This window comes from Ensifer sp. Root142, assembly GCF_001426785.1.
Classification (GTDB): domain Bacteria; phylum Pseudomonadota; class Alphaproteobacteria; order Rhizobiales; family Rhizobiaceae; genus Ensifer; species Ensifer canadensis.
The window spans coordinates 61,222-85,894 of the sequence record NZ_LMFK01000007.1 but is presented as its reverse complement, the minus strand read 5'-3'; the positions used below and the strand labels follow the sequence as shown (position 1 = coordinate 85,894).

21 protein-coding genes are annotated in these 24,673 nt (G+C 61.9%); 6 read left to right on the top strand and 15 right to left on the bottom strand.

The genetic code is table 11. From position 1 onward, the window contains the following. Positions 1–15: 15 nt before the first annotated feature. The 3 genes from ASD52_RS09880 to ASD52_RS09870 form a co-directional block, all read right to left on the bottom strand. Entirely contained in the window at positions 16–1,800 is a 1,785-nt protein-coding gene (locus ASD52_RS09880; RefSeq protein WP_025428378.1) for a diguanylate cyclase, read from the bottom strand. A gap of 146 nt (positions 1,801–1,946) precedes the next feature. After that, the gene (locus tag ASD52_RS09875) at positions 1,947–4,157 is read right to left on the bottom strand and encodes a TonB-dependent siderophore receptor (protein WP_057224088.1); all 2,211 of its coding nucleotides are present in this window, start codon (positions 4,155–4,157) and stop codon (positions 1,947–1,949) included. A gap of 179 nt (positions 4,158–4,336) precedes the next feature. Further along, entirely contained in the window at positions 4,337–5,221 is an 885-nt protein-coding gene (locus ASD52_RS09870) for an AraC family transcriptional regulator (protein WP_057224044.1), read from the bottom strand. 250 nt (positions 5,222–5,471) lie between these two features. Here ASD52_RS09870 and ASD52_RS09865 point away from each other — a divergent pair, with 250 nt between their 5' ends. After that, entirely contained in the window at positions 5,472–5,678 is a 207-nt protein-coding gene (locus ASD52_RS09865; RefSeq protein WP_057207551.1) for a hypothetical protein, read from the top strand. 53 nt (positions 5,679–5,731) lie between these two features. Here the strand turns inward: ASD52_RS09865 and bla are convergent, their stop codons facing one another. Continuing rightward, positions 5,732–6,592 (bottom strand): subclass B3 metallo-beta-lactamase, encoded by an 861-nt coding sequence (gene bla / locus ASD52_RS09860; RefSeq protein WP_057224042.1) that lies wholly within the window; start codon positions 6,590–6,592, stop codon positions 5,732–5,734. Positions 6,593–6,921: 329 nt separating this feature from the next. Here bla and ASD52_RS09855 point away from each other — a divergent pair, with 329 nt between their 5' ends. Further along, positions 6,922–7,653 carry a polysaccharide deacetylase family protein gene (locus ASD52_RS09855; protein ID WP_057224040.1) on the top strand — a complete coding sequence of 244 codons (732 nt, stop codon included), beginning with the start codon at positions 6,922–6,924 and terminating at the stop codon, positions 7,651–7,653. Between the two features lie 11 nt (positions 7,654–7,664). Next, positions 7,665–7,877 (top strand): hypothetical protein, encoded by a 213-nt coding sequence (locus ASD52_RS09850; RefSeq protein ID WP_156612948.1) that lies wholly within the window; start codon positions 7,665–7,667, stop codon positions 7,875–7,877. 94 nt (positions 7,878–7,971) lie between these two features. Here the strand turns inward: ASD52_RS09850 and ASD52_RS09845 are convergent, their stop codons facing one another. Continuing rightward, entirely contained in the window at positions 7,972–8,889 is a 918-nt protein-coding gene (locus ASD52_RS09845; RefSeq protein ID WP_057224036.1) for a LysR family transcriptional regulator, read from the bottom strand. A 449-nt stretch (positions 8,890–9,338) separates the two neighbouring features. On the opposite strand from ASD52_RS09845, the gene ASD52_RS09840 reads away from it, so the two are divergent. Both ASD52_RS09840 and ASD52_RS09835 read left to right on the top strand, forming a co-directional pair. Next, positions 9,339–11,792 (top strand): penicillin-binding protein 1A, encoded by a 2,454-nt coding sequence (locus tag ASD52_RS09840; protein ID WP_057224035.1) that lies wholly within the window; start codon positions 9,339–9,341, stop codon positions 11,790–11,792. Position 11,793: 1 nt separating this feature from the next. Continuing rightward, positions 11,794–13,533, top strand: a complete 1,740-nt coding sequence (locus ASD52_RS09835) for a penicillin-binding protein 2 (protein WP_057224033.1) — start codon at positions 11,794–11,796, stop codon at positions 13,531–13,533. Positions 13,534–13,616: 83 nt separating this feature from the next. On the opposite strand, the gene ASD52_RS09830 is transcribed toward ASD52_RS09835, so the two are convergent. Continuing rightward, positions 13,617–14,219: a nitroreductase family protein gene (locus ASD52_RS09830; protein ID WP_025428369.1), complete on the bottom strand. Its 603-nt coding sequence runs from the start codon at positions 14,217–14,219 to the stop codon at positions 13,617–13,619. Between ASD52_RS09830 and ASD52_RS40725 the strand changes: the two genes are divergently transcribed. Beyond that, a complete protein-coding gene (locus ASD52_RS40725) occupies positions 14,212–14,679 on the top strand; it encodes a hypothetical protein (RefSeq protein ID WP_156407918.1) in 468 nt (155 codons plus the stop codon). The two genes, ASD52_RS09830 and ASD52_RS40725, sit on opposite strands and share 8 nt — an antisense overlap. Here the strand turns inward: ASD52_RS40725 and ASD52_RS09820 are convergent. The 9 genes from ASD52_RS09820 to ASD52_RS09775 all read right to left on the bottom strand — a co-directional run bounded on the left by ASD52_RS09820 (position 14,676) and on the right by ASD52_RS09775 (position 24,402). Beyond that, a complete protein-coding gene (locus ASD52_RS09820) occupies positions 14,676–15,272 on the bottom strand; it encodes a DsbA family protein (RefSeq protein ID WP_025428367.1) in 597 nt (198 codons plus the stop codon). The genes ASD52_RS40725 and ASD52_RS09820 overlap by 4 nt on opposite strands. A gap of 48 nt (positions 15,273–15,320) precedes the next feature. Beyond that, positions 15,321–16,382, bottom strand: a complete 1,062-nt coding sequence (locus tag ASD52_RS09815) for an LLM class flavin-dependent oxidoreductase (protein WP_057207546.1) — start codon at positions 16,380–16,382, stop codon at positions 15,321–15,323. Between the two features lie 11 nt (positions 16,383–16,393). Further along, a complete protein-coding gene (locus tag ASD52_RS09810) occupies positions 16,394–17,332 on the bottom strand; it encodes an ABC transporter substrate-binding protein (protein ID WP_057224031.1) in 939 nt (312 codons plus the stop codon). 76 nt (positions 17,333–17,408) lie between these two features. Further along, the gene (locus tag ASD52_RS09805) at positions 17,409–18,353 is read right to left on the bottom strand and encodes an ABC transporter substrate-binding protein (protein ID WP_025428364.1); all 945 of its coding nucleotides are present in this window, start codon (positions 18,351–18,353) and stop codon (positions 17,409–17,411) included. A gap of 77 nt (positions 18,354–18,430) precedes the next feature. Further along, positions 18,431–20,206 carry an amino acid ABC transporter permease/ATP-binding protein gene (locus ASD52_RS40580; RefSeq protein WP_081788921.1) on the bottom strand — a complete coding sequence of 592 codons (1,776 nt, stop codon included), beginning with the start codon at positions 20,204–20,206 and terminating at the stop codon, positions 18,431–18,433. A gap of 43 nt (positions 20,207–20,249) precedes the next feature. Continuing rightward, positions 20,250–20,801: a GNAT family N-acetyltransferase gene (locus ASD52_RS09790; protein ID WP_057207543.1), complete on the bottom strand. Its 552-nt coding sequence runs from the start codon at positions 20,799–20,801 to the stop codon at positions 20,250–20,252. Between the two features lie 25 nt (positions 20,802–20,826). Next, positions 20,827–22,014 carry a M20 aminoacylase family protein gene (locus ASD52_RS09785; RefSeq protein WP_057224086.1) on the bottom strand — a complete coding sequence of 396 codons (1,188 nt, stop codon included), beginning with the start codon at positions 22,012–22,014 and terminating at the stop codon, positions 20,827–20,829. Between the two features lie 19 nt (positions 22,015–22,033). Beyond that, positions 22,034–23,383, bottom strand: a complete 1,350-nt coding sequence (locus ASD52_RS09780; RefSeq protein ID WP_057224029.1) for an LLM class flavin-dependent oxidoreductase — start codon at positions 23,381–23,383, stop codon at positions 22,034–22,036. A gap of 23 nt (positions 23,384–23,406) precedes the next feature. Beyond that, a complete protein-coding gene (locus ASD52_RS09775) occupies positions 23,407–24,402 on the bottom strand; it encodes an LLM class flavin-dependent oxidoreductase (RefSeq protein ID WP_025428362.1) in 996 nt (331 codons plus the stop codon). Positions 24,403–24,673 lie beyond the last annotated feature (271 nt).

Here is a 24,673-nt window from a genome sequence, read left to right as displayed (position 1 = left end):
TATTCCAGAAGAGTGCTAGATGACGACCAGCCCTGACGAGCAAACCGTCATGTTCCGCCCCCGCGCCTTGGCGTCGAGCAAGGCGGCATCGGCCCGCGTCAGAAGCGTCGCGACCGTGCCTTCGCGTGGCGACGAGGCAATACCGATCGACACGGACACGGAGCCGAGGATGCGTCCGCGGTGAGAAAGCGGCGTCGTGCCGATCTTGTCGCGCAGGCGCTCGGCGAATTCAAAGCCCGCCGCCTCGCTCATTTCGGGCAGCAGCATCGTGAACTCCTCGCCACCGAAACGATAGGTCGCGCCCAGCTCGCCGGCCGCGTCGAGCATGATCTGGGCAACATACTGCATCACCACATCGCCGGCGTCGTGGCCGAACTCGTCGTTGAAGCGTTTGAAGTGATCAATGTCGATCATGAGGCAAACGAGCGGCCGTCCGGCCCGCTCCCGCAATTGCTTGTTCAGGGCTTCGTCGAGGCAGCGCCGGTTGAGCAGCCCCGTCAATGCGTCGCGGACCGCCAGGTTGGTCAGTTTTTCGCGCAGCTGTAGGTTGGCCACAGCCAGGCCGATATTTTCCGCGATCAGCTCGAGATAAAGCCGCGACGTCTCGACGGCCGGCTGCTCGGGCGAGCGTTCCTCGAAATAGAGCAGACCGATCGTATCGCCCTGAGCGGTCAGCGGCACGCACAGTCCAGCGACATCGCTCTCGTCCAGATGCTGGCAGGCAATATCGCCCTGCCCGCCATTGCTGACATGCGGCCGGCCGCGGCGAAGCCCCCAGCAGGCACTGGAAGGGAAAGTATCGGCCGAATGTTGCGGGTCGAGCCAGGTGCCGACACGCGTCAGCGACGTGCGGTTATCGTTCAGCACATAGAGATGACCGGCAAGGTTGGGGAAGATCTGCGGTGCGAACCGGGCTACGACCTCGGCCAGTTCTTCCTGGATCTGGCACGCCTGCAGCCGATGCATCATTTGCAGGATGAGGTCCTTGGTCTGCTGATCCAGTCGGCGCTCTGCATCGAGCCGGTCCCGCTCCAGCCCGTTGGTGCGAAAGATATGGATCGCCTCGTTCATCTCGCCGATCTCGTCGCGGCGGCGGTCGAGCGGAACTTCCACGTCGTAATCCTGCTTGGCAAGCCGCGTCACGATGCCCGTCATGCGCACCAGCGGCATGGCCACGCGCCGCTTGAGCACGAAATAAAGGACACCGAGGAAGAGCGCCGCAGTCATGGCGAGCATCGTCTTGGCGGCGATGGCGAACCAGTCGCTTCGCTCCTTTGCCTGCTCCAGTGCCGCGCCGGTTCTGGCCTTGGTCAGTTCGCGGAAGCGGACCACCGTTTCAAGCAACGCCGTCTGCAGACGGTCGTGCTCCGGACCGAAGAGCATTTGTTGCGCTTTTGCCTGGTCGCCCTCCTGGTAGGCGGCGATCGCCGAAACCTCGATCTTGTCGAGGGCCTCTACCTCGCGCTCGACCTCCTGAAGTGCCGCCAACTCGGCCGGTGACGCCCCAACCTCCCGCACGTTCTTGATCGCCGCCTCGTGCGCGCGCTCTTCCTCTTCCCTGCCATGGAAGCGTTCGAGATGGCGCAGGTCGCCGCGCATCACGTACAGACGGGCAGCATCGCTCCGTTCCTCAGCGCCGAGCGCAAGATCTTCGCCAAGCGTGTCGAGCACAAGATGCTGCTCGGCCGCCTGCCGCTCCTCGATCGCGCTGTTCGTCGACAGGATGAACGCTACACCGGAAAGTCCGGTCAAAAGGACCGTGACCCCGTAGGCCCAGTTTGTAATCGCATTGATTCTCATGGGATGATCTATAGCCGATGGCGACGGAATAGCCGACATTGGAAAGCGCAGCGAGCGACGCATTTGCCAGAATGTAAACGACGTCGGGACCGGCTGCCGCCGGTCCCGACGTCGTTTACATACAAACTAAAGCGGTGATGCCGTCGTTACCATTTCTTGCTGAGCTTCAGGGTCAGCGTGCGGCTTTCGCCGTAGCCGCACACCGAAAGCCCCTGGCACCCCTTCACATATTCCTTGTCGAAGAGATTGGAGACGTTGAGCGATGCCGCCCAATCGTCCTTCTCGTAGCGAATTGCCGCATCGACCAATGCGGCCGAGGGCACTTTGCGCGTGTTCTCCGCATCCGCCCAGGATTCCCCCTGGTATCTGACGCCGGCGCCAAGGCTGACCCCCTCGAGCGCTCCTGAAGGCACGGTATAGTCGAGCCACAGCGACGCCTGAGCGTTGGGAACAAGGTACGGCGTCTTTCCCACCAACGCCGTGTTCGCGTCTTCGGTCACCTCGAGATCCATGAAATCAAGACCGGCGATCAGCTTCCAATCTTCGTTGATATTGGCCTTGCCCTCAAACTCGATGCCGCGGGAACGCACCTCACCCGTCTGGGTGGAAATGCTCGTCAACGGGTCGGTCACGAGAGCATTGCGCTTGGTCAACTGATAGAGTGATGCCGTCAACACGCCGTCGAATAACGTCGGCTCGTATTTGACCCCGACTTCGAACTGTTCACCTTCCTGCGGCTTGGTATTGCCTGTTGCTGTCACCGCGACGATCGGGTTGAAGAAGGTCGCGACGCTGACATATGGGGTCAGGCCATTGTCGAACTCATAGGCAAGGCCAGCGCGGCCGCTGAAAGCGCCTTCGTTGTAGCTGAAGGCGTTATTTTGCGTCGGAGCCCAGAAGGTCGGGCCGTTTTTGGTGTTGGTGTCCACGTAATCGTAGCGACCATTGAGCGTGACGAGCCAGCCCTGACCGAACCTGATCTGATCCTGCGCATAAACGCCCAGCTGCTGCTGCGTAACCACCTGATTGATATAGGTGGCGTTTGCGGGCTGCGGCGCACCATAGATCGGATCCGTTGCGCTGATGGGTGTAGCGGCCGACGAAGCCTGCACATGGTCCAGCCGGTAGTACTTGTAGTCCAGGCCAACGAGCAGCGTATGATCCAGTGCCCCGGTTTCGAATTCTCCTTCGACACGGTTGTCGACGGCGAAGGTATCGACCTTCGATGTCGCCTCAAACCCCAGACGATAAAGGAGATTGTCGGGGGTGGCCGGCACTGTCGACGACGGGAAGGGCAGGCTCGGATCGTAGTAACCGAAGGTATATGGGCCGTTCTCATGCTTGTAGAGATGGCCGTACCGCAGGTTCTGGCTAAACTGCCAACCGCCTTCAAACTCGTGCGTGAATTCATAGCCGATCATCTGCTGGACATAGGTGCCCGTATCCAGATCCGGCTCACCATAAAGTGCATCGCGGTCGATCTTACCGAAGGGTGCATCGACGACCGTGCCGACATAAGGCAGGAAGCCGTTGCCGACGTGCACCTGGTCGAGGCCCTGTAGAACACCGTAGACCGTCAGGCTTGTCGCATCATCAGGCGCGTAGGTGATCTGCGGCAGGACGAAGCCGCGCAGATCGTTGGAGAAATCGGTGTAGGTATCGCCGCCCGACATCTTGCCGGTGACGCGATACCGGATGGTGCCATCGTCCGTCAGCTTGTCGTTGACATCGAAGCCGGTGAAGGCATTGCCAAAGTTGTTGATGCCGATCTCGGTATAATAGAGCGGTTCATCGAATGGCCGCTTGCTGATCAGGCTGACGATACCGCCTGCGTTGGCGCCGCCGTAGAGCGCCGAGGCGGGCCCCTTCAGCACTTCGACCCGCTCGAGCATGAAGGGGTCGATTTGAAAACCGCCGAAACCAAAGCTGAAAAGCGTCAGACCATCGAGGAACACGCCGGTCTGCGTCGCGTCGAAACCGCGGATGTAGTACCAATCCGTATCCGCATCGGTGCCGAAAGGCTCCGTCGTCACACCCGGCGTGTAGCGCAGGGCCTCATCGACCTTGTTGACCACGCCGCGGTCGTCGAGCTCATCGCGACCGATGACGGAGACGGATTGGGGAATTTCGCTGATCGGCGTGGCCGACTTCGAGCCCGTCGTCGTCGCCTTGGCGACGTAACCGTCAACGGGGCCGGTGGCCTCGTCGCGTAAGCCCTGTGCCTGCACCTCGATCTTTTCGAGTTTCGTGGCGATACCGTCCTGGGCGACCGCCGCCGTCGACACGAGCAAGGCGATACCGGCAACGCCACTCGCAAGGAATTTTCTCAAACGCACACTTTCACCATCACGCTGCATCGTATCGTCGCCCTTTGATGCCGGACCCGCCATCCCCACGACGTGCGGCCCGACTTTCTGACTGCTGATAAGATGACCGTTTATCTCAACTATTAGGACGGGGCTTGTTTCGAACCCTGAAAGTTGAACGCTCTTGGGCAAATGTGTGCGGGCAACTGTTCAAGGCTGAAGGCATTTGCTCAGGCGAGACGGCTTCTTTTCCAAAGAGCCGGCGTCGTTCCGACTGCCTTGCGGAAGACGCGGGTGAAATGTGCCTGATCCGAAAAACCAGTTTCGGCAGCGATCGCGGTCAGCGACGCTTCATTCTTTAAAAGCAGATGCTTGGCTCGCTCGATGCGCGCGTTAGTCTGCCACTGGTGCGGCGCCACGCCTGTCGATGCCTTGAAGGCATGGCTGAAATGGGACTGCGAAAGCCCGGCGAGACCAGCCAGTTCCTCGAGCCGGATGTTGCGAAGGCTGTTTTCCTCGATGTATTCCACCGCCCGACGCAACTGCCATGACGCGAGCTGGCTGCGCTTGCGTGCGCTGCTGCGATTGAGCTTCATCAGGTCGATGAACAGCGCCAGCGTCAGCCCGTCGCCGTAGAGATCGTGTAGTGGCTGCGGATTGAGGCATTCGGCAGCGATCAGTCGGGCGAGTTGGAGAAACCGCTCGTCGTGGAACATCAGCCGTGGCACGGCGCATTGGCCGGCGTCGAGATCCTCCATCAGCCGTCGGCTAAGGATGTCGATGTTGAAGTGCAGATCGAGATGGCGGATGTATTTGACATCAACCACATCCGCCCAGATCTCCATGCCGGCGGGGATGTAGGAGATCGCCTGTTGCCGATAGTTCTGGACGGCGCCGTTTGCCTGCGAGGAAAGCTTGACGTTGCAGCTGCTCCCACCCCGCGCATCGAGAACGATGAACATCCGCGGATCATCCGAGACGTAGTAGCCGCCGGCATGGGGGTCGCATTCCACATCCCACACGTCGGCAATGATCCCGTTCCATTCCCGGCGATGCAACTCGCCCTGGATCTTGAAACCGGCAATCTTGTTCTGCATCCGCGGCTGAAACGTCATTATCGCGTTGCCCGTCTTCGGGAAGGTCTGTCTTGGCTACTTTATTCCTTCCTCCAATACTCATCTTTAAGCCGCAACGGAAGTCCCCGGCGATTGCTTTTGGAGAGAACAGCACCAAGCGGATCTGAGGGTGAAAGACTGCGGCGTGGCATGATTTTTTTCGAGATTCCACACCAAAGGATCACACGGACAATCCCCAGCAGGGCCGATAGGGCTATAAGGCTGCACTCAAACAGATCAGGAGCTTACGATGGACACCGTCGAAATCGCAGACCGCAGCGAATTTGCCCTCTGGGCAATCCAGCGCGCACAGGAAATCGTCGTGACTGAAGGCGCGTCTTTCGCCATGGCGGCACGCGACATGGACGATACGGCGCTGACCGCTGCTGCAGCAGCACTCGGTAAGGCCATCAGCGACGCCATGATCGAAGTGTTCGACGGTCTCATGGCCGAGTAAGAGACCGATTCGTTCGCAATGTGCAAAGGGCCACGGCAAGCGCGGCCCTTCTCTCATTTTTTCGCCTTCTGCCGTGCAAGCTCTTTCTTGAAGGCGGCACGGGACTTTTCGACGATTTGGCCCAGCAAGGCCGGATCGACGAAGGCATCTTCCTCGCCCGCATCCCGCCGCGCGGCGCGGCCGATAATGTCGGCGATATCGGGATGAGCGGGCAGGACCACATCCGCCGTCATGCCTCCCAGCCGGTCGAAGCTGGTCTCGAAGTCGGCAACGATCCCGGGATAGCGCTTGTTGCCGAAGAGCTTGTTGCCGGCGACGGTGACGCTGCAGGGAAAGACCACCTTGAGCGCACGCCCGGCCTCGCTCACCGACGTTGACCAGGTGGTGCAGCCCGGCGTGTGGCCGGGCGTCAGCGTCGCCTTCATGCTGACGTCTCCGAGCGTCACGACTTCGCCGTCGTCAAGCACATGATCGACCTTCACCGCCGGAAAGGTTCCACGCTTATAGGTGGTCTCACCATCATGCAGGCCGTTTTTCAGTGCCCAGCGATCCGCCGCGATCGCATAGAGCTTGGCGCCGCTGTCACGCTTGATTTGTGCAACGCCAGCGACATGATCGTAATGCGCATGGCTCGTGACGATGATCTTGATGTCGGAGCGTTTGAAACCGAGTGCTGCGATATTGTCCTCGACAAGGGATGCGGTGCTCTTCAACGTGCCGTCGAGCAGAATGGCCTGCTTGCCTGAGGTGATGAGGTAGGCCGCCAGCCCCTTGGTCCCGACGTAATAGATGTTGCCGACGACGCGGAATGGCTTTGTCGGCTGCGACCATTCGGCGTTATCAGCCATTGCCGCACTCGCCAGGCATACCGTGGCGACCACCGTCGCCAGCGCGCGTCGCATCATCTTTCTCATACAAGCCTCCGCATCTCGAATTTGGTTTCCATGAACCTCGGACGCGTCCTGCCTAAGGAGCCGTGGCGGGGTCGGCAAACGACGATAATTTGCGGCAGCCATTAGAATAATTTGCATTTCGATGAACCTGGACAGTCGGGGCCAGCAGCCACAGGCACTTGGCCCGAAAATCCCGACCACGCAATGCTCATGCAACCCTTGCGTACGAGGGTCGATCTCATTTCGATTAGCAGAAGAGGGACGATGATGATGGAAACCAGGCTTCATGGCGCCTGCGGCACGCAGTGTTAGGGCTAGGCGTTCGAAGGGCCCGCGCGATCGGGCGCCTCATGCTGCTTGCCTTCACGCCTTGGCTCGCGCTTGTTTTCTTCCTGGTCGACGCCCATGCCGAAACCAGCGGCACCGCCCGGGAGAAATCCGTCGCCATCACATTCGATGATCTTCCCCACGCCAATGCCGGCACCGACGGAACAGATCAACCTTCGCCTCAATGCATCCAGGATGCGAATGCCCGCATTCTTGCCGCCCTCAGGGATCACAAGGCGCCGGCTATCGGCTTTGTCGTGGAAAGCAAGGTTCGCGCGATCGGTCCGTTTGCGAAAGATATCCTGAAGGATTGGACCGGCCCGCGGCTGACGCTCGGCAACCATACCTTCTCGCACGCGGACACCAACACGCTCGACATCGCCGGCATCGAGCGCGAGATCGTCGATGGCGAGAAGACGACGAGGCGAACGCTAAAGGCGGCGGGCAAGCAGCTGCGTTTCCTACGGTTTCCCTACAATCACACCGGCGACACAACGGAAAAGCAGAAGGCGATCGCGGCGCTTGCGGCGAAGCTTGACTACACGATCGCCGCCTCGACCATCGATACCTCCGATTACGTCTTCGACCGCGCCTATGAGCGCGCGCTTGCCGAAAACGACACGGAAGCCGCCCACCGCATCAGGACGGCCTATCTGATGCACACCCAACAGCAGATCGCCTATTACGCCGGTCTCAACGAGCAGGTCCTTGGCTACGAGCCGCCGGCATTCTGCTCTTGCATGTCAACCGGCTGAATGCCGACGCGATGAAGGGGATCCTGTCGCTGTTCGAAGAGAGCGGCTACAGTTTCACAACGCTCGAAAAGGCGCAGGCCGACGCCGCCTATCGGCGACCGCTGTCCTACGCGACGAAATTCGGTCCGATGTGGGGTTACCGCTGGGCGAAGGACAGGAACGTGCGCGTTGACGGCAGCCTGGAACGAGAGCCGCCGGAATGGATCGTCAGCTACGGCGAATAGCTCGGCACACCGGTCGCAGGTTGACCTTCAGTATCGAGTTGCTCCCAGCAGATCCCCTTTCGCTGACGGCACTCCCCCGCCAACGCATTGCAGCCTATGCCGAGTTGCTCGCCTCCGGCTCATGCAATCGGGCGGCGCTATCCTCCTTCGCCGCCATCAGCCAATCGTGGAAGGCGGACATCGCCAGTGTCGGCGCGCGCGACCGCAGCCGCGTCAGCCAGTAGCTCCCCATCGAGGTATAGACGTCGAAGGGCTGCCGCACTGTGCCGTTCGACAGCAGTCGGGAAAACATCAAAGGCGGCGCAAGCGCCACACCGATGCCCTGGGCGGCTGCCTCCATCATGGCGAGCGACGAATCGAAGACGACGCCCTTGAGCAGCGGCGCCGGATAGGTGATGCCGGCAGCGGCAAACCAGTTCACCCATTCGTCCGCCCGATAGGACCTGAGCAGCGTCTGGCCCAGAAGATCGGCGGGACGGCGCAGCGTATCGGCAATCTCAGGTACGCACAGCACCGAAAGCGGCGCCTCGAACAGCCGCGTCGCCTCGATGTTGTGCCAGGAACCGCTGCCGAAGCGAATGGCGTAGTCGAGCCCCTCGGCGGCCATGTCGACACGATTGTTGTTCGTCGACAACCGGACATCGATGAAGGGATATTTTTCCTGAAAATCCGCAAGGCGTGGCAGCAGCCAGCCGACGGCAAAGGTGCCGACTGCGCCGATCATCAGCACCTCCCGCAGATGGCCGCCCTCGAACCGTTCGAGCATATCGGCCATGCGATCGAAGGAATCCTGGAGTACCGGCAGCAACGCCTCGCCCTCGGCGGTGATCATCAGACCGCGCGGCAGCCGCTTGAACAGCGTCACGTTGAGACGGCTTTCCAGCAGCTTCACCTGGTGGCTGACCGCCGCCTGCGTCACGCACAGTTCGATCGCCGCGCGGGTAAAACTCAGATGTCGCGCGGACGCCTCAAAGGCCCGCAGCGCATTGAGGGGGAGATATGGCCTGACCATGGATGCCCTAATTCAGCTAATGGGTCCTGCAAATAAACGTGGTTTGCCGCTGCGGTGCAACCTCTTTACGGTGAACTCACGTCGGCACCCTGTTTCGCCAGGACGAGACTGCCAACATATCGAGGATCCGGCCCCTCAGACATACTTCCCCGTGGAGGACCCAACCATGTGTCGTCTCAACTGAACGCCCCATAGGCACGCGCCCAACACGTTTCGCACCGTCACATCCGCTCCGGCCGCAGCAGCGGACCAAGGCGGCATGTCACAGCCCTTGGTGGTGAGACTGAGGCGACGAACCGGCCGCGACGGGATAGGCGAAACATCGGGCTTCTAGGCCCGATCCGCCGCCCCGCACCGCCTTCACGCCACAAACTGATGCGCGTCAGCCGCTCCCTTGGATCGGATGGCGAAGCCATGTCCTTCGAAATTCGAAAGCCCCGACATCCGCCATGAAGTTCATTGCAAACCTGCTCGCAACCCTGATCAATCTGGCAACGCTTCTCGGCGTCGGGCTGGCATTCTGCGCCGCGGCCCTGACGCGAGACCTGCCGGATCATCGGGCGCTGGCGAACTGGGAGCCGGCGGTCACGACCCGGCTTTACGCCGGCGACGGCGCCATGATTGCGCAATATGCCCGGGAACGCCGTCTGTTCCTGCCGATCGGCGCCATTCCCGCCCGGGTCAAGCAGGCTTTCCTTTCGGCCGAAGACAAGAACTTCTACCTTCATCCGGGCATTGACCTGACGAGTCTTGCCACCGCGCTCTGGTCGAATGTCGCCAACTACGGCTCGGGCCGGCGCATGATTGGCGGATCGACGATCACGCAGCAGATCGCCAAGAATTTTCTCCTGTCCTCCGATCGAACGGTCGAGCGCAAGCTGCGCGAAGCGATCCTTTCGATCCGCATCGACCAGACCTATTCCAAGGACCGGATCCTGGAACTTTATCTCAACGACATCTATCTCGGTCTCGGCGCCTATGGCATCGCGCAGGCAGCGCTTACCTATTTCGACAAGCCGGTCGATCAACTGACGGTGGCCGAAGCGGCCTATCTCGCCGCCCTACCAAAAGCGCCGAACAATTATGACCCGTATCGCCATCCGGACCGAGCCGTCACCCGGCGCGACTGGGTCATCGAGCAGATGCGCCGCAACGGCGTCATCGACAGAGAGGTTGCAGCCGCAGCCACCGCCTCGCCCCTCAGCATCAGGCCGAAACGACAGGAGACATCCACCGACAAGGCGGACTACTTCACCGAGGAGGTGCGCCGCCAGTTAGGCACCCGCTATGGCGAGGCAGCGCTTTACACTGCCGGGCTCTCGGTTCGCACGACACTCGATCCGCGGCTGCAGCAAGCGGCCATGCGGGCGTTGCGAAAGGGACTGGTTGGCTACGACCAGGCAAAGGGGTACCGGGGGCCGATCACCCGCCTGCCTTCGCTTGAAGGGTGGCAGCAGGCGCTCGCCAAACGTCAGCCGCTCTCGGACGTTCCGGAATGGCAGCTCGCAGTCGTCCTCTCCGCAAGCAACGACAAGGCCGAACTCGGCCTCAGACCGTCAGGACCAGAAACGGCGACGGCGGCCGCAGACACGGCCATGATCGACCGCGATGACACAGCCTGGGCTCTGTGCCGGCTCGCCGAAGGCAAGCGTCGTTGTGCCTCATCCCTCAACGGCGTGTTGCAGCCGGGCGACGTCGTCTATGTCGAAAAGCAGGAGACTGGCTATGTCCTGCGCCAGCCGCCGCAGGTGCAGGGAGCGCTGGTCTCGATGGACCCGAACACTGGTCGGGTGCTCGCGGTCGCCGGCGGCTTTTCCTACGCGCAATCCGAATTCAATCGCGCGACCCAGGCTTACCGCCAGCCCGGCTCGTCGTTCAAGCCGTTCGTCTACGCCGCGGCACTCGATACCGGCTATGCGCCGACCACGCTCGTCATGGACGCGCCGATCGCCATCCCTGATGGCACCGGCAAGACATGGCGGCCGAAAAACTATGATGGGCGCTTCAGCGGTCCTTCGACCCTGCGAACGGGGCTGGAAAACAGCCGCAACCTGATGACCGTGCGCCTTGCTCGCCATCTTGGCATGGACCTTGTCGCCGACTACGGCAAGCGCTTCGGCATTTACGACGAGCTTCGCACCTACCTACCGATGGCGCTGGGCGCCGGCGAAACGACGTTGCTGCGGCTCGTTTCCGCCTATGCCGTCATCGCCAATGGCGGCAAGGCCATAACCCCGTCGATGATCGACCGTATTCAGGATCGATATGGCCGGACGATCTACCGGCAAGACAGCCGCCAGTGCGCGGACTGCAATGCGCTTGCCTGGGAAAACCAGGAAGAGCCTGATCTCGTCGACATCAGGGACTATGTGCTCGACCCGATGACGGCCTATCAGATCACTTCGATGATGCGTGGCGTGGTGGAAAGAGGCACCGCCAGAAATGTCGCCACGCTGGGTGTCCCGATCGCCGGCAAGACCGGAACGACCAACGACGAGAAGGACGTCTGGTTCGTGGGTTTCACCCCCAATATCGTCACCGGCGTCTTCCTCGGCTACGACACGCCGAAGCCGATGGGTTACGGCGAAACCGGTGGCGGTCTCGCCGCACCGATCTTCATCGACTTCATGAAGGTGGCACTTCAGGGAAAACCGGCGGCCGATTTTCATCCGCCGCCCGGCATGTCCTTCCAGACAGTCGACAGAAAGACGGGGCGGCCCGCGCAGGACGGCGCGCAAGGCGCCATCCTCGAAGCCTTCAAGCCGGGAACCGGCCCCTGCGACGGCGGTTGCGCCGTCATCGACGACAAGGAGATGGCCGAGTTGCCGGCCAACGGCGCCGACCAGGGCCTAACACCTGAATTGCGGCAGAAGCTGCTCAGCAATACCGGCGGGCTCTACTGATATGGTGCAACGGCTTCAATCGCGCGCGGATCGCCGCAAGCGCATCCTCTTTCTGATAGCCGTGTTTATCGTCGTGTTCCTGACGATGTTCGGGCGACTGATCCAGCTCGGCACGGCCGAAATCGAGACCACCGGCTATGTGCCGAAGCGCCCCTCGGTCGATCGCCCTTCGATCCTGGATCGCAACGGCAATCTGCTGGCGATCGATGTGCCAAGCTCCGGTGTCTATGCCGAGCCCCGCTTCATCGTCGACGTCGACGAGGCGGTGGAAAAGCTGACGGCCATCTTCCCCGATCTCGATGCTCGCGAACTGCACCAGCGGCTGAAAAGCAAGGCGCCCTTCGCGTGGATCAAGCGTCAGGTGACACCGGCTGAGGAGCAGGCGCTCTGGGACGCGGGCATTCCGGCCGTCGGCTTCCAGCGGGAAAAGCGGCGTGTCTACCCCAATGGTTCGCTTGCCGCCCACGTGCTCGGCACTGTCGATATCGACAATATCGGCATTGCCGGCATCGAAAAATGGATCGAGAGCCAGGGCCTGGACGTGTTGCGCCAGACCGGCATGGACCTCTCCCATCAGAACCTGCAGCCCGTCACGCTGACGCTCGACATCCGAATCCAGCACGCGCTGCAGATCGAGCTTGCCAAGGCGATCGAGAAATTCGGGGCAAAGGCCGGTGCCGGATTGGTGCTCGATATCACCAATGGTGAAGTGCTGGCGCTTGCCTCCGCGCCGGATTTCGACCCCAACACCCCCGCCGATGCGCTGAAGCCTGATCGTATCAACCGCATTGCCGCCGCCACCTTCGAGATGGGCTCCACCTTCAAGGCCCTGACGACGGCCATGGCGCTCGATTCCGGGCAGTTCAACATCCGCTCCGTCATCGATGCCAGCAGGCCGCTGGCCTTCGGCCGGTTCCGCATCCGCGATTATCGCGGGAAATACCGGCCGCTCAGCCTGCCGGAAGCCTTCATCTATTCCTCCAACATCGCGATGGCCAAGATGGCGATCGCGCTCGGCCCTGAGAACTTCCGCGCCTTTCTCTCTCGTTTCGGACAGATGTCGCGACTGACGACCGAGTTGCCGGAGAGCGCGCATCCGCAACTGCCGCGCTCCTGGCGCGAGATCGATACGGCAACCGCATCCTACGGCCACGGCATTGCCGTGACGCCGCTGCAGGCGAGCATTGCGGTTGCGGCCCTCGTCAACGGCGGGCGCCTGATCAGGCCGACATTGATCAAAGGCTCTGATGTCGAAGAGCGGGTGCTGGCCGCCGACCTCATCAAGCCGGAAACCGGCGAGGCCATGCGTTTTCTGCTCCGCCTCAATGCCAGAACCGGATCGGCGCGAAAGGCCGAAGTCAAAGGTTATTTCATCGGCGGCAAGACCGGCACGGCCGAAAAGGTCGTCGCTGGACGCTATGCCAAGGATCTCAATCTCACGTCCTTCATGGGTGTCGTTCCGGCCGACGATCCGCGCTATCTGCTCCTGACCATTCTGGACGAGCCCAAAGGGTTGCCGGAAACCTATGGCTTCCGCACCTCCGGCTGGAATGCCGCCCCGCTCGGCGGTGCTGTGTTCGAGCGCATCCTTCCGATGATGAGCCTGATGCCGTCCTTCGACGTCCGGGACGTGAGCTTTCCGTCGATCGTTGCGCAGCAGGCCTATGGTTCCGAGCTGTTTTCAGGTGCGACCCTGCACGGCGCGTCCGGCCATGACACACCCATTGAAGAGCCACTTTGAGGTAAGACGGCAATTGTGACCTGTCAGCCGAATTGCGGCCGAGGGCGAGACCCGCCCTCGGCAAAGTCATCGGAGCAATGCGTTCAAGACCGCTCGAAACGACCCTCGGACACGATCTCCGTCAGGGGTTTCCGCGGGCTCGGCACTTCGCGCTCCCGCAACCCCTCGGGCAATTGCGCCTTGTCGCCGATCCTGCCGATCGCCACGGCGGCTTCAACGCGGTAATCGGACGGCACGCCAAGCTCGGTCCGCGCCCTGTCGTAGTCGAGGCCGGCCATACCGTGCGCCTGCCAACCGGAATAGGCGGCCTGCAGCGCGAGCGCACCCCATGCGGCCCCTGTGTCAAACGAGTGCGTATAGGAAGGCACTTCCTCGCTGGCGCCAGGAGGCAGCAGCGACGTTTTCGACAGCACGAAGATCAGTGCGGAAGCCTCCTTGGCCCAGCTTTGATTGAATGCGTTGAGAATGCCGAACAGTTTGTCCCAATGCTCGGTGCCTCTGCGGGCATAGATGAAATGCCAGGGCTGGGCGTTATAGGCCGACGGCGCCCAGCGCGCCGCCTCCAGGATGCCGAACAGCTCGGCTTCGGAGATCTCCGCTCCGGCATAGGCGCGCGGCGACCAACGCTCGAGAAAGAGCGGGTTGATCGGGTGGCCGGCGATACGCGAATTGATTTCGATGGTCATGGCTTTCCTGTGTCGTGGCGTTGGTTTCAGCCTTCAGCCGCAATCGAAATCACCAGGTTTCGTACCGTTCGCGCCGACGGTTGAGATTGGAAATCTCGTCCGAAAGCTCTGCGATGCGGTCTCGAAGTTCGTTCGTTGTTCCGTCTTCGAAATCATCGATCCCGAAACAATCCCGCGCTTCGTAAAGCTCAAGCTTGCCTTGCAGGACATCTCGGATCGCGCTCAGGCGTTCATATTGCCGCAGGACACTCATGGCACACCTCATCAAAAGCCATCGTTGTCTAGGAAATGCGCAAACAACGGAAAAGGTTTCATTCGACTGCTCGGCTTCAAGCATCCTGAAAATTATCGAGTTAAACAGTGGATTAAAGGAACCTCGACCCAAAGATCGTACCAGGCTTGGAAAAGTGATCCGACGGCGTGCCGCGAGCGCTCGATCTCCGCGCCCGCCGATGCCTAAGGCCGCTCGCCTTGCAGGTGTTGCTCCAGAAACGGCAGATTGTCCTGGCCCCAATAAATCTCGCCGTCATAGCCGAACGTCGGGAACCCGAAGACGCCGCTCTTGAGAGTATGCTCCCGATCGGACGCCCATTTCTCGACAACGTCTGCGGCACTTTCCCGCGCAAGCAAGGCACTGCCATCGAAGCCTGCGCGCGTTGCTACTGCCTCGCGCACCTCTGACCGGCCGATGTCCTCGGCTCGGACCCAGAAGGCTTCCTGCAAAATCTCCGTCAAGGCGAACCAGTCCTTGCCGTCGAGATAGGTGGCAATCACCATCCGTGACGCAGGCGTGGGATCGGCGAGCGGCGGACGGCCGTCGAGCAGAAGTTCCCTGCCCCGCACACGGCTCCAGCGCTTCAGGTCGCGCGTGCCGTACGCTCGTCGCGCCTGCGGCCGATTGCGCGAGAAGATGCCGCCGTTTTCCTCGACCACCGTGGCCATGTAGGGCGTGATTGCCGCTTCGTGCCGGCGTGCGAGAGCCGCAAAGGCTTCAAGCCCGATGAACGACCAGGGCGAGCCGATCGAGAAGAAGTAGTCGATGCTTTTTGTCACTGTCAGATCTGCCTCATGGGTTTTGGATCTGGGATTGTAGGCAGCGGCCTAAGCCGCCGCCGGGTTCGCTGACAGCGTTCGAGCGGCCTCGCCCTTCGTCGGCGACCAGCCAAGCTCCGGTGCGATGCGCGTAAAGACATCATCGAGGATCTGGCGATACTCGTCGTGTTCGAATTCGTAGGGCAGTTCGAGCCTGAGTTCGCGCACATGCGGCAGGATCGGATCGGCCAACAGCCGTTCGAGGATCTGCTCGGACGTACCGACGAGATCGCTGGCAAACAGCGTGCGCCGCTCGCCCTGTGGTGTCAGCGTGCGCTCATGCCGGCTGGCGGCGTAGTCGAGATAGCGGCGCCGGGTGCTGGCGTTGGCGCCATCGAGCGGAACGATGACGCGCCCGAGCGCGACGCGTTTCTCTGCGCCGCCAGCCTGCCGATAGGTTTCGAGCTGGCGTGCCTGCGCCTCGAAAAAGTCGTTGGTCTGCTCGCCTGTCGTGACGTTGCCGATCAGGAGATTGAAGCCGTTCTCGCCGGCCCAGCGGGCGGAGCGCAAGGAGCCGCCACCGTACCACAGCCTGTCGACAAGCCCCTTGGCATGGGGTTGCAACCGTGGGCGCTGCGGGCCGAACGGTGTCTTGATGACGGTATGCTCGTCGCCGAGAAATGCCCCGCGCAGATTATCTGCAAAACGCAGAACCCGCTGATGGGAGAAATCGCTGGCAGACCAGTCTCCGTCAAAGGCGAGCGGACCGATGAGGTCCACATGTGGCGGGCGGCCCGCGCTCAGGCCGATATTCAGGCGGCCGCGCGACAACACGTCAACGGTCGAAAGGTCCTCGGCCAACCGGTAGGGGTTCTCATAGCCAATCGGGATCACCGCCGTGCCGAGCTGAATGCGATCGGTTCTCTGGGTCGCCGCCGCCAGAAAGGCGGCCGCCGACGAGATGCCGGGCTCCAGGTGGCGCTGCCGCACCCAGGCGCTGGCGAAGCCGAGCCTCTCGCCATACTCGAGAAGGCGCAGCGTCTGCTCCAGCCCCGCCAAGGGATCGTCGCTCGCGTAGTTTCCGGGAGTGAGAAAGCCGATATGATCGATCGAGATCTTATGCTCTGTCATCGTTGCTCACCTCAGGATTTCGGCAGGCCGGGTGGATTGGTTTCCGACTTCGGCAGCGCCTCTTCCGCCAGGTGCCAGCGCTCGAGAATTTTGGCGTAAGTGCCATTGTCAATGAGGCCGTTGGTGGCGGCGGTCAGGGCGTCGGCTAGGCCACTGTTCTTGCGCGTGGTGATCGCCACGTCGGATCGCTCCGGCCAACCGGCGCTCAAGGTGCCGACGCGTTTGATGTTCCGGTCGCGGGCGGCAATGAAGACGAGTTGCGCATGCGGCTGGACGATCACGTCGGCGCGGCCTGCAGCCAATGCGACAAGGCTCGTGGCCTCGTCGTCATAGTATTGCAGCTCGAGCGCCTTTAGCCCGGCAGCGACATTCTCGTCGTTCCATTTGAGAAGAATGCGCTCCTGGTTTGTCCCAGCGCCAACGATGATCCTCAGGCCGGCGGCATCCTTCGGCTCCTTGATCGATGTAACTGCGCTGTCGGCCTTGACGAAGAAGCCATGCAATCCCTGACGGTAGCTCGAAAAGTCGAACTTCTCCTTGCGCTGTTCCGTCACGCCGACATTGGAGATCACCGCATCGTATTTGCCCGAGGTCAGGCCGAGCGGCCAATCGATCCAGGCGATTGGCACGAGCTCCAGCGTCAACCCCAGACTATCGGCGACGGCCAAAGCATATTCCGGATCCGCGCCGATGACGGTCTTTGCATCGTTCGCATAGGTCGCAAGCGGCGGGCCGCCGGGGCTGACGGCAACGGTGAATTTGCCGGGGGTGACGAATTTGAAGCTTGGCGGTATCGCCGCAATCGCCGCCTCGTTTCGTTCGGCACGGATGCGCCCCGGTTGTTCAGGGCTGAAATCGAAGCCGTCGGCGGCCAGCGCCGGGGCAAGGTGGAAAAGTGCCGTCGCAAATGCGGCGATGAACGAGGGGCGTAATGCAGCTAGACCAAGCATTTCTGTCGTCTCCGGAAGGGATGTTGAACGAACGGGCCGGCGGCAAAAGCAGGCGCCGACCCGCAACAGGCAATGATCAGGAGCCGCTCTTCGGCAGGCCCGGTGGGTTGGTCTGCGACGCGTCGACCGCCTCGTCGGTCAGGCTCCAGCGCTTCAGCACCTCGCCGTATTTGCCGTTCTTGATCAGGTCGTTGATGGCAAGGGTGATCGCGTCGGCAAGGCCACCACCCTTGCGGGTCGTCACCGCGATCTCGGCGGTCAGCGGCCAGCCGCCGCTGGCGATGCCGACGACCTTGGTGTCGTTGCGGATCGAGGCGGCATAGGCGCGCGTCGCATTGGGGTTGAATTCGACGTCGGCCCGGCCGGACTGCAGCGCCAGGTCACCAGCCGCGCGGTCGTCATAATATTGCACCTCGATCGGCTTCAGCCCGGCGGCGACGTTCTGCCTGTCCCATTCCAGAATGATCTTTTCCTGATTGGTGCCGGCCCCGGTGATCACCTTCAGGCCCGCCACGTCCTTCGGTTCCTTGATCGATGTGATCGGGCTGTCGGACTTGACGAAGAAGCCGAGCACGTCGCGCCTATAGGTGGAGAAGTCGAATTTCTCCTTGCGCTCCTCGGTCACGGTCACGTTGCTGATCACCGCATCATATTTGCCGGAGGCGACGCCGAGCGGCCAATCGGCCCAGGCGACCGCGACGAGATCCAGTTCGAGGCCGAGGGAATCGGCCACCAGCGAGGCGAGATCGGGATCGGCGCCGACGACCGTTTTGGAGTCCGATGCGTAGGTGGCAATCGGCGGATCCCAGGGGTTGACGGCAACGGTGAATTTTCCTGGGTTTACGAACTTGAAGTCGGGCGCGATCGCCTTGATGGCCGCTTCGTTCCGCTCGGCCCGCACGCGGTTGGACGTATCCGGGCTGAGATCGAACTTCTCCTGCGCCTGAACCGAGGCCGTACCGAGCGTCGCTGCGGCGACCGCTCCTGCCAAAAGCAGTTTTGCTCTATCGAAAAATGCCATGTACTTAAACTCCATTTCATCTTTGGGTTGCAGATTGTGTCGGCACGATCCAGCGTGCCCATGCACGCCTGGAATTTTCAGAGAACCTTGGCGAGGAATTCGCGGGTGCGCGGATGTTCCGCGGTGGTGAAGATGCGGGACGGCGGCCCGGCCTCCAGGATGCGTCCCGCCTCGATGAAGACGACGGTGTCGGCAACCTCGCGGGCAAACCCGATCTCGTGCGTGACGATCACAAGCGTCGTGCCGGTGCGGGCCAGTTCCTTGATGACATCAAGCACTTCGCCGACCAGTTCCGGATCGAGTGCCGAGGTCGGTTCGTCGAACAGGAGGACCTTCGGCTTAAGGGCCAGAGCCCGTGCGATCGCCACGCGCTGCTGCTGGCCGCCCGAGAGCTGCCGGGGATAGGCGTTGATCTTGTCGCTGAGGCCGACCCGCGCCAGCAGTTCCTGCGCCAACCGAACAGCGTCGTCGCGCTTGAGGCCGCGCACCTGCAACGGTGCCTCGATGAGGTTTTCCAGCACCGTCAGATGCGGGAAGAGATTGAAATTCTGGAACACCATGCCGATGTCGGCGCGGCGCTTCAAAATATCCTTCTCCTTCAGTTCATAGAGCGTGTTGCCCTTCTGGCTGTAGCCGACGAGATCGCCGTCGATCGAGATGAAGCCGTCATCGACCCGCTCCAGATGATTGATGGCGCGCAGCAAAGTCGACTTACCCGAACCCGATGGCCCGAGGATCGCCGTGACGCTGCCGGCAGGCAAACTCAGCTCGACGTCATCTAGCACTTTCAGCGGACCGAAACTCTTCGAGATGCCATGGATGCGGACGGCACCGCCGGCGCGGAATGCAGTCGCGTCATGAAAACCGGTCTTGCGGGCGATGGCACCACTGCTCGCAACCTCGGCCAGCGGACGCCGAAACCGCGAGAAGAAGGCCTGGAACGGCAGCGGCACCGGATTGCGAACGGCCCCCTTGGAGAAATGGCGTTCGATATAGTGCTGGGCGATCGACAGCCCGGTCATGATCACCAGGTACCAGACGGTGGCCACCATCAGGAGCGGAATGACTTCGAGATTGCGGCGATAGATGACCTGAACGGTGTAGAAGAGCTCGGGCAGCGCCAGCACGTAGACCATTGATGTGCTCTTTGCGAGCCCGATGATCTCGTTGAAGCCGGTCGGCAGGATCGAGCGCATCGCCTGTGGCAGCACGATACGGAATGCCTGGCGATGACGGGGAAGACCGAGTGCAGCCGCGGCCTCGTGTTGCCCGTGATCGACGGAGAGAATGCCGCCACGCACGATCTCGGCAAAGAAGGCCGACTGATTGAGCGTCAGACCGAGAAAGGCTGCTGCAAACGGCGTCAGCAGCTGGGTCGTCGGGTAGTTGAAGAGCGTCGTGTCGGTGAAAGGAATCCCAACCGAGATCGTCTCGTAGAGATAGCCGAGATTGTTGAGCACGAGCAGCAGCACGATCAGCGGAATGGAGCGCAGCAGCCAGATGTAACCGAAGGACAGGCCACCGAGCAGCGGCGACTTCGACACCCGGGCGAGCGCCAGAGCCGTTCCAAGTAGCGAGCCTGAAACGGTCGCAAGTGCCGTCAGGAGCAGCGTCCGCCCAAGGCCCGCAAGCACCGGTTCTGCAAAGAACCATTCGGCAAAGACCGGCCAGCCCCAGCGAGGATTGGTCAGCACCGAATAAAGCACGCCGGTTATGACGAGCGCAGCAAACAGGGTGCCGAGCGCCCTGCCAGGATGGCGGGCCGGCACGATGCGATAATGCGCGTAGCCCGGATTGGGTTCGCTTGCTCGCCCGGTTCCGGCAACGCCGGCATAATCGGTCAAAATGGCCATGATGCATCCTCTCTGGATGGTTGGCGCCCGTTGGACGCCGGCGTTACGGGTGGCTCACTGCCTGCGGATGCGATGGGCGCGGCTCTCCGAGAAGCGCGAGCGACGCGACGAGATGGGTGATGTCCTTCTCGAACGGCAGCGTCTTGTAGACCTCCGGATCGGCAGCGACGTCGAACAGCGCCGTGTAGCCATTGACGAGATAGAGACCCACTGCCTCCGGCTGCCGGAAGCCGGTGGTCAGATAAATGCGGGAATAGCCTTGCCTTGCTGCTTGCGCTTCGAGTTCGAGCAGAACCCTGCGCGCCAATCCCTGGCGGCGCAGGTCGGAGCGCGTCCAGATGCGTTTGAACTCCGCGGTGCGGTCGTCGTAGTGCTTGAACGCACCGCCGCCGATCGTCTCGCCGTTGCGGATCAGCAGCACGAAATTGCCATGCGGCGGCGCGAAGGCATCAGGTGGATAGCGGTTGAGTTCTGCCGCAGCACCCTCGTCGCTGAAGTAGTTGCCGTAACGGCTGTCATATTCGATGATCAGTTCGTCGATCAGCGGCTTGGCACGCGGGTCGAGGGGGGTGGTGTAGAGAAACGTATCGCTCATGGTTTCGCCAATCCCGTTGTCGTCATCATGCGAGGAAGGTTTCGACCAGCCGCACCCAATAGCGGGCGGCAGGCGCGATGATTGCGTCGTTGAAGTCGTAGTTGGCGCTATGGAGCGACGCGCTGTCGCCATTGCCGACGAAGAGATAGCTGCCGGCCTTCTCCTCCAGCATGAAGGCGAAGTCTTCGCTTGCCGTGCGCGGCTTGAAGTTGCTCACGATCTGGCCGGGGCCGAAGGCTTCTAGTGCGACACTGCGGGCAAGCTCCGTCTCGGCGCGGTGATTGATCAGAGCCGGGAAGCCGCGGCGATAATCCACCTCCGCGGTGGCGCCGAAGCTTTCGGCCTGAGCGCACGCCAGTGCAGGTACCCGCTCGCCGAGCAGTGCGCGGGTCGCCTCGTTGAAGGCCCGCATGGTCAGCTTCAGCGCCACGCTTTCAGGAATGACGTTGGATGCCGAACCGCCATGGATCGAGCCGACGGTAACCACCGCCATCTCCTGCGGGTCGACATTGCGCGAAACCACGCTCTGCAGGGCGGTGATCAGCGACGCGGTCGCTAGCACCGGATCGACGGTCAGCTGCGGTTCCGCCCCATGGCCACCCTTGCCGACGATCGTGATGTTGCACTGGTCGACCGAAGCCATGGCGGCACCGGCAACGAAGCCGAATTGCCCTGTTGGAACGCCCGGCCAGTTGTGCAGGCCGAAGACGGCGTCGGCGGGAAACCGTTCGAACAGCCCTTCGGACAGCATCTTGCGCGCGCCGGCGCCGATCTCTTCGGCCGGCTGGAAGATCAGCCGCACGGTGCCGTCGAAGCGGCCTGCTTCCGCCAGATAGCGTCCGGCGGCAAGCAGGATTGCCGTGTGGCCATCGTGCCCGCAGGCATGCATGACGCCGCGATGGACGCTGGCATGGGCAAGACCCGTTGCCTCCTCGATCGGCAAGGCGTCCATGTCGGCACGGATGCCGATGCTGCGTTGGCCTTCACCCCGGCTCAAGGTGGCGACGACACCGGTTCCGCCAATTCCCGTTGCCACCTCGTAGCCCCAGGAAGAGAGCCGACTGACGACGATTTCGCTGGTGCGGTGTTCGTGAAACGCAAGTTCCGGATGGCGGTGGAGATCGTGGCGTAGCGCGACGATCTCATCGAGATAGGCGCCGATGCCTCGCTCGACCGCGTCCCCCGCCTGTGTGTCCTTGACGATCATGTTCATCGGCAGCTCCGTCGACGCCTCAAGCGCCGACGGCCCTTCCCTGCTTGATCTCTTCCGCCGCCGCCGCATAGCGGCTCTCCCTGTAGGGCAGCCCCAGATGATCACGCAGCGTCTCGCCCTTCAGATGCGGGTCGAAATAGCCGCGCTCTTCAAGAATCGGCAGCACGTGGGCGGCGAAATCCTGCAGGCCTTCGGCAATGACCGGGAAGCCGAGGATGAAGCCATCTGCCGCCTCACCATCGACCCAACGGATGATCTCGTCGGCGATGTGGTCTGCGGTGCCTATGAAGGCGGTCCGCGGCGTCGCAACATCAAGCGCGATCTCGCGAAGAGTCTGGCCGGTCTCGCGCGCCGTCTTCTTGATGCGGTCGGTCGTCGCGCGAAAGCTGTTCTTGCCGATATCGCCGATGTCGGGGAACGGTTCGTCCAGGGGATAGGCACTGAAATCATGGTGATCGAAGAACCGGCCGAGATAGAGCAGCGCCTCCTCGACCGTGACCAGCGCGCGGATTGCCTGATACTTGGTCTCCGCCTCCGCGGCCGTCGAGCCGACGATCGGCGCGATGCCGGGGAAGAGGCCGATATCGGCCGCCCTTCGGCCTTGAGCAATCGCACTCTGCTTGATCTGCTTGTAGAAGGCTTGAGCATCGTCGATCGGGCCGCCATTGGTGAAGACGGCATCGGCATGTTTGCCGGCAAGACGGATACCTGAATCGGAAGCCCCTGCCTGGAAGATCACCGGCTGTCCCTGGCGCGACCGGCTGATGTTGAGCGGCCCTTCGATGCGGAAGAAACGGCCTTTGTGGTTCAGACGGCGCATCTTGGCCTTGTCGACATAGACGCCAGCCTGACGGTCACGGACAAAGGCATCGTCGTCCCAGGAGTCCCAGAGGCCCTTGGTCGCATCCAGATACTCGTCGGCGATCTCGTAGCGCAGCTCATGTTCCGGATGCTCGCGCCCATAGTTGCGGCCGGAGCCCTCCAACGGCGAGGTCACCGCGTTCCATCCGGCCCGCCCGCCGCTGATCAGGTCGAGCGAAGCGAACTGGCGGGCGATGGTGAAGGGGTCGCTGTAGGAGGTCGAAACGGTACCGACGAGCCCGATCTTCGAGGTCGATGCGGCAAGCGCAGACAGAATGGTCAGCGGCTCGAAGCGGTTGAGAAAATGCGGGATCGACTGTTCGTTGATATAGAGGCCGTCGGCGACGAAGGCGAAAGCGATACCGGCGGCTTCCGCCTTGCGCGCCGTGTCGACGAAGAATCCGAAGTTGACGCTAGCGTCGGCGGGACCGCTCGGATGCTTCCAGGCATTCATGTGGCCGCCGGGGCCCTGCAGCATGATACCGAAGGTGACATTTTTCTGGGGCATGGACGAGATCCTTGTGCGGATGTTCAGGCGACGAGCGAAAGCCGCTCTCTGGCGATGAGTTCGATCGATGCGAAGCGTTCGGCCGCAGGAAGGGCTGGCGTGTCGATCACGAATTCCTTGACGCCGTAGCGGCGGTGAAGCGCATCAAGCTCCTGGCGGACCTGCCGCGGCGTTCCGTGCAGCACGCTCGGGCTCTTTTCCTCGACCCGGTAGTCGCTGACGCCCGCCTGGCGCGCGAATTCGGCCGCCTGTTCCTCACTGCCGACATTGACGCTTTGGCCGTTGCCGAGGAAAACCTTGAAGATACGAAGGCCGGCGACGCGCTCGCGGGCGCGCTCCTCGCTTTCCGCTGCCAGCGCCGCGACTGCCAAAATCGGCCGACCACCGCCCGTTGCGCGCTCGTAAGCCGCAACAGTTCGCTCGATGTTGTCCGGATCACCATTGAGATGCGCGGCAAACACCAGTTGCCAGCCTTTTGCAGCGGCAAGTTCCGCACTCTCGACACTGGCCCCAAGCAGGAACCTTTCAGGCGCATGGACGGGCAAGGGCGTTGCCAGCAACGCTCCGTCGTCGGATTTTCCGGGCGCAAGATAGTGGTTGAGATCGCTCAGCTGTTCGGCAAAACCCGGCTTGCGCTCGGGATCGATGCCGATCTGTAGTGCCCTTGTCGAGAGAGGAAAGCCACCCGGCGCCTTGCCGACACCGAGATCAACCCGTCCGGGCGCAAGTGATGCCAGGAGGTTGAACGTTTCGGCGACCTTGTAGGCGCTGTAATGCTGCAGCATGACGCCGCCGGAGCCGATGCGGATCTTGGATGTGCGCGCCAGGAGATAGGCAATCAGCGTTTCGGGCGCCGAGCTTGCCAGCCCTGTCATGTTGTGATGCTCGGCCAGCCAGAAGCGGTGATAGCCCCACTCTTCCGCTTTCGCCGCCAGCCTGGCGGTTGCCTGCAACGCGTCAGTTGCGGTGGTTCCCGGATCGATCGGGCTCTTGTCGAGAAGACTGAGAAGATAGGACATGCCGAGTGTTCCAGATTGTCATAGCGTCCGTACTGGTCGCCATTACTCCATAAAACACATAGACAATATGCATTATAAGAAATGCATTTCTATTTCGGGGCGGGATGAGAGAAAAACCCGCCCAAAGTTTGCAGCCTGGAATCTCGCTGAAGACAGGGTGCGCCACATGTGGTCGGCGATGGAAGCCAGCCGTTCGACCGGAAGTGCAGGAGATGGGCTGCAGTCAGCCTTGCGGAAACAACGCCGATGCGTGGTCCGGCGACACGATTGC